Genomic DNA, 11,952 nt, shown 5'->3' on the forward strand with positions numbered 1-11,952 from the left:
CTCTCGATGTGCTATTCCTATTTTAGCATACTTGTAGCATTTTCACGAAGAAAAGGACGGACCGAAGTCACATCCTTTCATTTTCTTTCTTTAATTGATAAGCGAGATAAAGAATCAGCAGAAACAAAATAATACTGGACACGATGGAACCCTCAATACCAAAAGACCCACCAGATAGCCAGTCTTGATTGCCTTGTGGAGTAAATTTCATGATTGAGGTTCCTGAAGACTGACCACTAACTAATACTCCAAAGAGGTTTCCCTGTGCGAAATTCCAGGCTCCATGAATACCACCTATACCCCATATAGTATCTGTTTTAAGAAGATATAGGGACATGGCAACTCCGAATAAAAAGAGATCAATTGCAGATAAGAAAGTTATGCCTGGATTTCCTAAATGAAGTAAGGTAAAGAGACTACTAGATATGATAATAGCGACTTTAAGATTAGTTCTCTTAGCCAATTGTGGAATCAGCCAAGCACGAGTAACCAATTCTTCTGCCGTTCCTTGTAAAATCCAAAAAGGGATTGTAAATAAAGTAAAAGCTAGCGAATAAGTATCCAAGTGAATGGAGTCAAATTGATACTGCCCCAACACTACTAGTCCAGCCAAAGCAAGTATAAAGAGGGATAGACCAAGACCGTATCCTTTAAATAAGGCACTTAAAAAATTTTCTTTATAGAATCCCAAGGTTCGAATCGGTCTTTTCTCTACTTTTCTAGTCCATCTAAACACAGTTAAGATGATAAAACCAAAGGACAGTAATTCAAATATTAAATGGGTGTCACTTGATTTATCCATCAAGCTCTGCTGCAAAGTCTGCAAGTAGGTAGCAAAAGATTGACCAGCCTCTCCAAAATTTCTAGTAAGTCCGATGAGAGCTAACAAACTAATACCATATAAAGTATAAGCCACAAACTCTCCTATAAAGACAAAAACAAAGGCTAACAAGGGGCTTGTGTAAATGTTTAAACTCATTTTTGAAGCTTGGAAGTCTTTTAAGATTCTTTTGTCTTTCATAACTTTATCCTCTTTTACTATATGATATACCTTTATTATAGCACTTCTGTTGTATGATTCAAGACAAAACAAGAATTATGGATGTTATATTTTCTGACACATAAATATAAAAATTTGCCTTTTTTTACTTTTTCTGATATAATGGGAAAATATTCGGAAAAGGAGACTAAAAATGAAGAAAAAATTTCTAGCATTTTTGCTAATTTTATTCCCAATTTTCTCATTAGGTATTGCAAAAGCAGAGACAATTAAGATTGTTTCTGATACCGCCTATGCACCTTTTGAGTTTAAAGATTCAGATCAAACTTATAAAGGAATTGATGTTGACATTATCAACAAAGTTGCTGAGATTAAAGGATGGAACATTCAGATGTCCTATCCTGGATTTGACGCAGCGGTCAATGCGGTTCAAGCTGGTCAAGCTGACGCTATCATGGCAGGGATGACAAAGACTAAAGAACGTGAAAAAGTTTTCACCATGTCTGATACCTACTATGATACAAAAGTTGTCATTGCAACTACAAAGGCACACAAGATTAGCAAGTACGACCAATTAACTGGCAAAACCGTTGGTGTTAAAAACGGAACTGCTGCTCAACGTTTTCTTGAAACAATCAAAGATAAATACGGCTTTACTATTAAAACATTTGACACTAGTGATTTGATGAACAACAGCTTGAGTGCTGGTGCAATTGATGCCATGATGGATGACAAACCTGTTATCGAGTATGCCATTAACCAAGGGCAAGACCTTCATATTGAAATGGATGGTGAAGCTGTAGGTAGCTTTGCTTTCGGTGTTAAAAAAGGGAGCAAATACGAGCACTTAGTCACTGAATTTAACCAAGCCTTAGCTGAAATGAAAAAAGATGGTAGTCTTGATAAAATCATCAAGAAATGGACTGCTTCATCATCTTCAGCAGTGCCAACTACAACTACTCTTGCAGGCTTCAAAGCCATTCCTGTTAAGGCTAAATACATCATTGCCAGCGATTCTTCTTTTGCACCTTTTGTTTTCCAAAATTCAAGCAACCAATACACTGGTATTGATATGGAATTGATTAAGGCAATCGCTAAAGACCAAGGTTTTGAAATTGAAATCATCAACCCTGGTTTTGATGCTGCTATCAGTGCTGTCCAAGCTGGTCAAGCAGATGGTATCATTGCTGGTATGTCTGTCACAGATGCTCGTAAGGCGACTTTTGATTTCTCAGAATCCTACTACACTGCCAATACTATCCTTGGTGTCAAAGAATCAAGTACCATTGCTTCTTATGAAGATTTGAAAGGAAAGACAGTCGGTGTTAAAAACGGAACCGCTTCTCAAACCTTCCTAACAGAAAATCAAAGCAAATACGGCTATAAAATCAAAACCTTCGCTGATGGTTCTTCAATGTATGACAGTTTAAATACTGGTGCCATCGATGCTGTTATGGATGATGAGCCTGTTCTCAAATATTCTATCAGCCAAGGACAAAAATTGAAAACTCCAATCGCTGGAACTCCAATCGGTGAAACAGCCTTTGCCGTTAAAAAAGGATCAAATCCAGAATTGATTGAAATGTTCAATAACGGACTTGCAAACCTTAAAGCAAACGGTGAATTCCAAAAGATTCTTGACAAATACCTAGCTAGCGAATCTTCAACTACTTCAACAAGCACTGTTGATGAAACCACAATCTGGGGCTTGCTTCAAAACAACTACAAACAACTCCTTAGCGGGCTTGGTATCACTCTTGCTCTAGCTCTTATCTCATTTGCTATTGCCATTGTCATCGGGATTATCTTCGGTATGTTTAGCGTTAGCCCATACAAATCTCTTCGTGTCATCTCTGAGATTTTCGTTGACGTTATTCGTGGTATTCCATTGATGATTCTTGCAGCCTTCATCTTCTGGGGAATTCCAAACTTCATCGAATCCATCACAGGCCAACAAAGTCCAATTAACGACTTTGTGGCTGGTACCATTGCCCTATCGCTCAATGCAGCTGCTTATATCGCTGAAATCGTTCGTGGTGGTATTCAGGCCGTTCCAGTTGGCCAAATGGAAGCCAGCCGAAGCTTGGGTATCTCTTATGGAAAAACCATGCGTAAGATTATCTTGCCACAAGCAACTAAATTGATGTTGCCAAACTTTGTTAACCAATTCGTTATCGCACTTAAAGATACAACCATCGTATCTGCTATCGGTTTGGTTGAACTCTTCCAAACTGGTAAGATTATCATTGCCCGTAACTACCAAAGTTTCAAGATGTATGCAATCCTTGCTATCTTCTATCTTGTAATTATCACACTTTTGACTAGACTAGCGAAACGCTTAGAAAAGAGGATTCGTTAATGGCAAAATTAAAAATTGATGTAAATGATTTACACAAAAGCTACGGAAAAAATGAAGTTTTAAAAGGAATTACGACCAAGTTCTATGAAGGAGATGTTGTTTGTATCATCGGTCCTTCGGGTTCTGGTAAGTCAACTTTCCTTCGTAGCCTAAATCTTTTGGAAGAAGTTACTAGTGGTCACATCACTGTGAACGGTTATGACTTAACTGAAAAAACAACCAACGTTGACCACGTCCGTGAAAATATCGGAATGGTGTTCCAACACTTCAATCTCTTCCCACACATGTCTGTATTGGACAACATCACCTTTGCTCCTATTGAGCACAAGTTGATGACTAAGGAAGAAGCTGAAAAATTGGGAATGGAATTGCTTGAAAAGGTTGGACTAGCAGATAAAGCTAATGCCAACCCAGATAGCCTATCAGGTGGTCAAAAACAACGTGTGGCCATCGCTCGTGGACTTGCAATGAATCCAGACATCATGCTCTTTGATGAACCAACTTCTGCCCTTGATCCTGAAATGGTCGGAGACGTACTAAACGTTATGAAAGACTTGGCTAAACAAGGCATGACCATGATCATTGTAACCCACGAGATGGGATTTGCCCGTCAGGTTGCCAACCGCGTTATCTTTACTGCAGATGGCGAGTTCCTTGAAGATGGGACACCTGATCAAATCTTTGACAACCCACAACACCCACGTCTGAAAGAATTTTTAGATAAGGTTTTAAACGTTTAAACTCAGACTGTAAGGACTTCCTTGCAGTTTTTTTCTATCTCGTATTGGAATTTTTGATTTTTCGGAAAATTATGTTAGAATTAAGTTTATGAAATGAGGTTTCCTCATACCTAGCAAGACTAGGAATAAAAATAGAAATTAGGTAGCTAGATGTCATCTAAGGTTATTGTTACAATTTTCGGTGCGAGTGGAGACCTGGCTAAACGCAAGCTCTACCCTTCCCTATTTAGACTATATAAATCCGGCAATCTTTCCAAGCACTTTGCAGTTATTGGAACTGCCCGTCGTCCTTGGAGCAAGGAATATTTTGAATCTGTTGTAGTCGAATCGATCCTTGATTTGGCAGATAGTACCGAACAAGCTCAGGAGTTCGCTAGTCACTTCTACTATCAAAGTCATGATGTCAACGATACAGAACACTACATTGCTTTGCGTCAATTGCAGGCTGAACTAAATGACAAGTACCAAGCTGAACACAACAAGCTACTCTTCTTGTCGATGGCGCCTCAGTTCTTTGGAACCATTGCCAAACATCTCAAGTCTGAAAACATTGTGGATGGTAAAGGTTTTGAGCGCTTAATCGTTGAAAAACCATTTGGTACAGATTACGCAACTGCAAGCAAGTTGAATGACGAACTCCTAGCGACATTTAACGAAGAACAAATTTTCCGTATCGACCATTATCTTGGTAAGGAAATGATTCAAAGTATCTTTGCAGTTCGCTTTGCCAACCTGATTTTTGAAAATGTGTGGAACAAGGACTTTATCGACAATGTTCAAATTACCTTTGCGGAGCGCTTGGGTGTAGAAGAACGTGGTGGCTACTATGATGAATCTGGTGCCCTCCGTGACATGGTACAGAACCATACACTACAACTCCTTTCCCTTCTCGCCATGGACAAACCAGCAAGCTTCACAAAAGACGAGATTCGTGCTGAAAAGATTAAGGTCTTTAAAAACCTCTATCATCCAACTGATGAAGAACTCAAAGAACACTTTATCCGTGGTCAATATCGTTCTGGTAAGATTGATGGCATGAAATACATCTCTTATCGTAGCGAGCCAAATGTAAATCCAGAATCAACAACTGAAACCTTTGCATCTGGTGCCTTCTTTGTTGACAGCGATCGTTTCCGTGGTGTTCCTTTCTTCTTCCGTACTGGTAAACGTCTGACTGAAAAAGGAACTCATGTCAACATTGTCTTTAAACAAATGGACTCTATCTTTGGTGAACCACTTGCTCCAAACATTTTGACCATCTATATCCAACCAACAGAAGGATTCTCTCTCAGCCTAAATGGGAAGCAAGTAGGAGAAGAATTCAACTTAGCTCCGAACTCACTTGATTACCGTACGGATGCGACCGCAACTGGTGCTTCTCCAGAACCATACGAGAAATTGATTTATGATGTCCTAAATAACAACTCAACTAACTTTAGCCACTGGGATGAAGTTGGTGCGTCATGGAAATTGATTGACCGTATCGAAGAGCTCTGGGCTGAAAATGGTGCCCCACTTCATGACTATAAAGCTGGAAGCATGGGACCTCAAGCAAGCTTTGACTTACTTGAAAAATTCGGTGCCAAATGGACTTGGCAACCAGATATCGCCTATCGTCAAGATGGTCGTTTAGAATAAAAAAATTTCCTGCAAGTTTATGCCTTGCAGGATTTTTACTTCTGATTAGATTAAGCCTTCCAAGAGACCCTTCATAAAGTTTTCTGAGTTAAACTCTCCAATATCATCGATTTTTTCACCAAAACCAATCAATTTTACAGGAATATTGAGTTCTTCACGGATGGCTAGAACAACACCTCCTCGAGCAGTTCCATCAATCTTAGTCAAGACAATTCCTGTCAAAGGGGTGATTTTTGAAAATTCTTTAGCCTGTACCAGGGCATTTTGACCAGTTGAAGCATCTAATGCTAAGAAGGTTTCATGGGGTGCTTCTGGTACAACACGCTTGATGATGCGTCCAATCTTCTCCAACTCAGCCATGAGGTTGTCCTTGTTTTGCAAACGACCAGCGGTATCAATCATGAGAATATCGATACCTTCAGCTACAGCACGTTCCATACCATCAAAGACCACACTGGCTGGGTCAGCTTTTTCAGGTCCAGTCACAACTGGAACGTCCACACGACGGCCCCATTCAGCTAGCTGGGCTACCGCTCCTGCACGGAAGGTATCTGCCGCAACCAACATGACTTTCTTACCTGCTTGTTTGTAGCGGTGGGCTAGTTTCCCGATAGAAGTTGTTTTCCCAACACCATTCACACCAACAAAGAGCATGACTGTCAAGCCATCTTGGAAGTGGATGCTTTCATCGTAGCTACCATCCTTTTCATAAAGCTCAACCAATTTCTCAATGATGACACGGCGCAGTGCATCAGGTTTCTTGGCGTTTTCAAGCTTGGCTTCGTAGCGTAACTCATCTGTTAAGTTAGAAGCGACCTGTACACCAACGTCACTCATGATCAGCAGTTCTTCCAGTTCCTCGAAAAATTCTTCGTCAACAGAGCGGAAATTAGCAAAGAAGGCGTTCAAGCGAGCTCCGAAGCCTGTACGAGTTTTCTTAAGACTGCGGTCATATTTTTCCTGAACAGTTTCTTCTGCTTGAGGCGTTTGTGCTTCAAGAATTTCAGAATTATTTTCTTCTACAGTCTCTAGAAACTCAGTATTCTCTTCTTCTGAGTGTGGAAATTCTGCGACTTCTTTTTGAGAAACTTCTACAACTGGCTCTAAATCCAGACTTTCTTCAACTGTGTCTTGGATTTCCTCTTCTTGGAACACAGCTTGTTCAACAATTTCCACCTCTGCTTCTTCCTGAGGAACTTCCTCAGCTTCTGTGAAGGCAGGATCAACATCTTCAGACAAATCAAGATTTTCCAGAGCTTCTTTTACAACTTCTTCGATTTTAGGTTCTTCTTTTTTTCCGAATAGACGGTCAAATAATCCCATATCTTAGTTCTCCTTTAGCACATATTCTTCGATAGCCCAGGCAACAGCTTCTTCATCATTGGTCATTGGAGTCACTACATTTGCGACTGCCTTGACTTCAAGAACAGCGTTTTGCATGGCAACACCGAGTCCTGCCCATTCAATCATAGAAAGGTCATTGGCTTCATCACCACAGGCCATGACTTGGCTTTGGTCGATTCCTAGATGGCTGATTAGTTTTGCCAAACCTGTTGCTTTATGAACATTCTTTGGTGACCACTCTAGCAACATTTCACGTGATTTAAAGATTTCATATTGGTCAAACAATTCTGGAGAAATCTTTTGAATAGCTGCATCCAAGGGTTCTTGAGCAAAGGCAGTCACGCATTTATTGTAGGTCATTTGACTAGACAAGTCTTCAAAGTCCACTGGAACAAAGGTCAAAGCTGGATTGAATTTAGCATAAAGACTTTCTTGGTCCGATTGGATTTGATAAACTGTTCCTTCTGAGATGGCATCAAGAGGTAGTGATAATTTCTCTGTTTCTTCATACAAACGTGCCACATCATCATATGAAAAGACTGTTTTATCAAGGATTTCACCTGTATTTTTCTGAACCAAACCACCATTAAAAGTAATGGTATACTCATCTTCCTGACCGTCAGTCCCTAGCTCATGGAGAAAGAAATCCATAGCTTTTAAGGGACGACCAGTTGTCAATACGACCTTGATACCACGATCACGCGCAGCTTTCAAGGTTGCCTTGGTGCGATCCGTCAACCTTTTATCAGTAGTCAGCAAGGTCCCGTCCAAGTCCAATGCAATCAATTTTATATCTGCCATTATAAGCCCTCCATATAAGCGATAACCGACTGGTCCTTATGGTGACCAATCACAGTTTCTGCTAATTCTAAAATCTCTGGTCGTGCATTTTCAGGAGCTACAGGATGTCCCACAACCTGCATCATATGCAAGTCATTTAGATTGTCTCCAAAAGCCATAACCTGATCCATTGTGATACCAAGTTTTTTAGCTAATTCAACAATAGCCACACCCTTATCGACATAGTCCAGAACGATATCAATAGATTCAAAGCCAGTTGTCATAGCCTTGACACCAGAAACATGTTCATTGACCCAAGCTTCACCAGCTTCTAGCGTTTCTTCTGTGAAGTTGGTTGTAAATTTGAAAATGTCATCTGTGATAGCTTCCAAACTCGCTACTTTTTGAATATTTTCATTATAGTGCTGACTCACTTTTAAATAGGTCTCATCAACCGTATCTAGCACATAAGAGCCTTTTTTCCCCGTCAAGAGCAGTTTATTGACATCTACATAAGGTGACGTTTTCAGCTTTTCAAAAGTCGTCAAATAAAACTCACGAGACATGGTCGCTTCATACAAGTCTTGACCTCGATACTCTACCAAACTGCCATTTTCCGCGATGAAAATAATGTCATCACGAACATCAGCAAATAATTTTTCTAAGGATAGAAATCCGCGCCCCGAAGCCACCGCAAAGTATATCCCTTTTTCCTTGTAGGAAACCAAGAGAGACTTGAGGCGGTCCATATCAAAGCGTCCATTCTCATCTAGGAAGGTTCCGTCCATATCCGTTGCTACTAGTTTAATCATAAATTCTTTATACTCCTTAATAAATCCACCTTCTATTATACCATAGAAAAAGCAAATAGCGCCTAATCCATTTGAGATTAGATGCTTGATAAACTCCCTACTTTATCACTTGATTTTTATCCAATATCGCTTACCCCTTTGGTATATCTGGATTTTTTCTAAATTCCCAAACTAACTTCCAATGCCAATAAAAGTTGAAATTAATCTGATAAAAATCAAAAAAACAAGTGGAATTCCAAGTCAGAGTAAGTTCCACTTGTTTATCATACAATAACAAGGACGAGATGCTCGCCTTTCAAAATTGTCTTAAAGGTTTCTTCATAATTTATAAGTGGTTTTATTTAATTCATAAGTAATGAACTTTCTGTTTTTCTTAAAAGCACACAAAGATGTAGTTGCTTGCCCCATAAACGGATCCAACACAACATCACCTTCCAGAGAATAAATATCAATAAGTTGATTGACAATTTGTTCTGAAAAAGCTGGTGGTCTTGTAGAATAATCCCAAGGTATATTCCAAATGCAGTCAATAAATTTAGTTCCCTCAATGTTTCTACCCCACACTATAAATTCTGACTTTTTCTTAAAAATCAATATGTATTCATAGTTATTTAGAATCAAAGACTCATTATTCGAATAACTTGAAGGATATTTTTCAACTTGATTTTTGATATATGAAGTATTATTCAAATTACATATTATTGTCCCTTCAATATAGAAATTATGCTCCGCAAAAAATTTTTCAATTTCATGTTTGATATCGTAAGACATATTTTGATTTTTTCTGCTAATTTCTACAGAACTGCAAATATTGATGCAAATTGTTCCTGTTTCTTTTAATATTTTACTACATCTTTCCCCAACACTATTTAGACTCTAAATATAGCCTTTATATGTTTCTGTTAACCCAATCTAATTATCGTGTTGATAATCAACTAAATTAAAATATGGTGGAGAAGTGATTATTAAATCAACAGAATCATTTTCGACATCTTCCATAGCTCTGGAATCACCTAAATAAGCCTTATTCTCTGTTTTCATGTTTTTTACTCCTTTTAGTTTTTTCTATTAACATATACGAGATTAATATCATTACAATCATAAAACTAGAAATCAATAAGATAGTTATTCTCATATTAAATATTTGAATTCCTACACCAATTATCGGATTTACCAACATTGTAACAAGACTAATTGAAAAGGATAGTCCTGATATAACTGTTGCTCTTGAATTGTCATCAACCCAAAGATGTAACATCTCCATGATAATAGGATCAAGAATATCTATGATAATGTACAACAGTAGAAGACTAAATATAAATGTGGCATTGAAAGGCAAAATTTGAAAAATAATGGAAATCATTAGTATCAATGATAGCAGCATAATTAATTTAGAAACTCTTATTTTTGATATTTTATAAGCTTGAGTTGCTACTATGCCACCAATGATACTATAAATCATAAACATAGCTCCATTAATAGATGTAGAAAATCCTATTTTAGAAAAATAATCTGGTAATAAAGCAAACATTACGTTAATTGCTGAGACAATAACCGTAGTAAAAGCGAACATGAAAAGAATTTTAGTAGATTCTAGCAACCTATGAAAAACTGAAAATAATTCTTTAAATTTCGGAACACCATTTTGATTAAGATCTTCTATAGCGTTTTTCTGATTATCTGGAATAGATATGATGATTATCATTGAACCTATAAGTGTAAAAGACTGAATAAAATATGGTAAATATCTTGTAATGCTATACAAACCACCTCCTATAAATGTAGCAATCCCCAAAGTCAGAGCACTGATTAATTGTAACTTTCCTCTTATTTTCCCATAACTCTCCTCCTTGCCTTCACTTCTTAGAGATTCAAAAAACAAGGCATCATCAGCTCCACTTAATAAAGCATTTCCTACTCCTTCTAAAACAAATGACCCTAGAATAACATAGTAAACATAGTCCTTCATTAGCAAGATTGATGAAAGAGTTAATAATGGAGTAATTGATAACAGAACTAGTCCCAATAGAACGATTTTCTTCTTACTAAATCTATCTCCTAAAATTCCGGAGGGAATCTCTGAAACTAATTGAGAAAATAGAAAAATAGATTGAAAAAATGCAAATTGTACTAAAGATAATCCCAAAAACTGGACAATAAAGATAATATTTACTATTCTAGTAAATCGTAAATTTGTAAAAATGATATATAGATAATATTTTAACTCTGATGAAATTTTATTGCTGATCATACCACATTCCTTCTAATTCATCTTTTACTAACCAAAAATTATGATAATATCCATCACCAAAACCAAAATCGGCAAAAATTTTGAAATTTTCTTCATACTCGGACTTCCTTTCCGTTTTTATTTATTGTACAATAAATAAAAACGGATTTAATTTTTGTTGGGAAAATGGGAAATTATGAAATCAAAACTTGGCATCACACTTAGAAAAGTTCGTAAAGGAAAACAAATTAGTCTATGCTCTGTAGCAGATGAACATCTTTCAAAATCTCAAATATCTAGATTCGAACGTGGGGAATCAGAGATATCTTGTATTCGACTTATCAATATTTTAGACAAATTACACATTACTTTAGATGAGTTTCTTATTTTACATGATGAAGATTATACTAATACTGAATTATTCGCTAATTTGGTTCAATATATTCGTAAGCAATATTCATCACAAAACATCAATAATATAGCCGCTCTACTTTCTGACTCATCACATTACACTTTAAATTCGTTCGAGAAAACAATGATAAAATCCATTCTACATACAATGGATTCCAGCATTATTCCATCAAATAAAGAATTACTTCAATTGACAGATTATCTCTTCAAAGTTGAAAAATGGGGTTACTATGAAATCACTTTATTAGGTAACTGTGTACGAACAATAAACTACAACTCCTACTTCCTATTAACAAAGGAAATGTTGAACAATTACATCTACTCTTCATTGAATAAAACAAATAAGCGAATTGTCACTCAACTGGCCATCAATTGTCTAATTCTGAGCGTAGATAAGGAAGAATTTTCAAACTGTACTTATCTAATCTCCGAGATAAAAGCATTATTAGATAATGAATTAAACTTTTATGAACAGACAGTTTTTCTCTATGCAACTGGTTACTTTGAATTTAAACGTCATTCAGATAGCGGAATTGAAAAAATGAAACAGGCCATACAAGTGCTTGATATTTTAGGAGAAGACAAGTTAAAATTACACTATACTAGCCATTTCGATAAACTGGTAAACAAAGAATAGA

General features: G+C 37.1%; 11 protein-coding genes and 1 pseudogene. 4 read left to right on the plus strand and 8 right to left on the minus strand.

The window, feature by feature from the left end:
- Nucleotides 1-67: 67 nt before the first annotated feature.
- Nucleotides 68-1,021, minus strand: coding sequence for a type II CAAX endopeptidase family protein (locus HT701_RS00420; RefSeq protein WP_172931075.1), 954 nt, complete (start codon nucleotides 1,019-1,021; stop codon nucleotides 68-70).
- 172 nt (nucleotides 1,022-1,193) lie between these two features.
- Here HT701_RS00420 and HT701_RS00425 point away from each other — a divergent pair, with 172 nt between their 5' ends.
- The 3 genes from HT701_RS00425 (at nucleotide 1,194) to zwf (ending at nucleotide 5,737) form a co-directional block, all read left to right on the plus strand.
- Entirely contained in the window at nucleotides 1,194-3,359 is a 2,166-nt protein-coding gene (locus tag HT701_RS00425) for an ABC transporter substrate-binding protein/permease (protein WP_172931076.1), read from the plus strand.
- Nucleotides 3,359-4,099 (plus strand): amino acid ABC transporter ATP-binding protein, encoded by a 741-nt coding sequence (locus tag HT701_RS00430; RefSeq protein WP_172931077.1) that lies wholly within the window; start codon nucleotides 3,359-3,361, stop codon nucleotides 4,097-4,099. Before HT701_RS00425 ends, HT701_RS00430 begins: the two co-directional genes overlap by 1 nt.
- Nucleotides 4,100-4,249: 150 nt before the next feature.
- On the plus strand, nucleotides 4,250-5,737 hold the full coding sequence (gene zwf / locus HT701_RS00435) for a glucose-6-phosphate dehydrogenase (protein WP_172931078.1): 1,488 nt from the start codon (nucleotides 4,250-4,252) through the stop codon (nucleotides 5,735-5,737).
- A 45-nt stretch (nucleotides 5,738-5,782) separates the two neighbouring features.
- Here zwf and ftsY read toward each other — a convergent pair whose 3' ends face one another.
- From ftsY to HT701_RS00465, 7 genes and pseudogenes are all read right to left on the minus strand, one after another.
- Nucleotides 5,783-7,060, minus strand: coding sequence for a signal recognition particle-docking protein FtsY (ftsY, locus tag HT701_RS00440; protein ID WP_119919720.1), 1,278 nt, complete (start codon nucleotides 7,058-7,060; stop codon nucleotides 5,783-5,785).
- Between the two features lie 3 nt (nucleotides 7,061-7,063).
- Entirely contained in the window at nucleotides 7,064-7,882 is an 819-nt protein-coding gene (locus tag HT701_RS00445; protein WP_119919721.1) for a Cof-type HAD-IIB family hydrolase, read from the minus strand.
- A complete protein-coding gene (locus HT701_RS00450; RefSeq protein ID WP_119919722.1) occupies nucleotides 7,882-8,673 on the minus strand; it encodes an HAD family hydrolase in 792 nt (263 codons plus the stop codon). Before HT701_RS00450 ends, HT701_RS00445 begins: the two co-directional genes overlap by 1 nt.
- 318 nt (nucleotides 8,674-8,991) lie before the next feature.
- Nucleotides 8,992-9,531: pseudogene (locus HT701_RS00455) on the minus strand (DNA methyltransferase); the annotation flags it as partial.
- 54 nt (nucleotides 9,532-9,585) lie between these two features.
- A complete protein-coding gene (locus tag HT701_RS11300) occupies nucleotides 9,586-9,714 on the minus strand; it encodes a site-specific DNA-methyltransferase (protein ID WP_004242334.1) in 129 nt (42 codons plus the stop codon).
- Nucleotides 9,698-10,924 carry an MFS transporter gene (locus tag HT701_RS00460; protein ID WP_055356796.1) on the minus strand — a complete coding sequence of 409 codons (1,227 nt, stop codon included), beginning with the start codon at nucleotides 10,922-10,924 and terminating at the stop codon, nucleotides 9,698-9,700. Before HT701_RS00460 ends, HT701_RS11300 begins: the two co-directional genes overlap by 17 nt.
- A 27-nt stretch (nucleotides 10,925-10,951) precedes the next feature.
- Nucleotides 10,952-11,020 carry an SHP2/SHP3 family peptide pheromone gene (locus HT701_RS00465; RefSeq protein ID WP_133302227.1) on the minus strand — a complete coding sequence of 23 codons (69 nt, stop codon included), beginning with the start codon at nucleotides 11,018-11,020 and terminating at the stop codon, nucleotides 10,952-10,954.
- Between the two features lie 79 nt (nucleotides 11,021-11,099).
- Here HT701_RS00465 and HT701_RS00470 point away from each other — a divergent pair, with 79 nt between their 5' ends.
- The gene (locus tag HT701_RS00470) at nucleotides 11,100-11,951 is read left to right on the plus strand and encodes an Rgg/GadR/MutR family transcriptional regulator (protein ID WP_055356795.1); all 852 of its coding nucleotides are present in this window, start codon (nucleotides 11,100-11,102) and stop codon (nucleotides 11,949-11,951) included.
- The last annotated feature ends 1 nt before the right edge of the window (nucleotide 11,952 follow it).

Origin of the sequence: Streptococcus sp. 10824 (assembly GCF_013276595.1) — a bacterium.
GTDB lineage: Bacteria > Bacillota > Bacilli > Lactobacillales > Streptococcaceae > Streptococcus > Streptococcus pseudopneumoniae.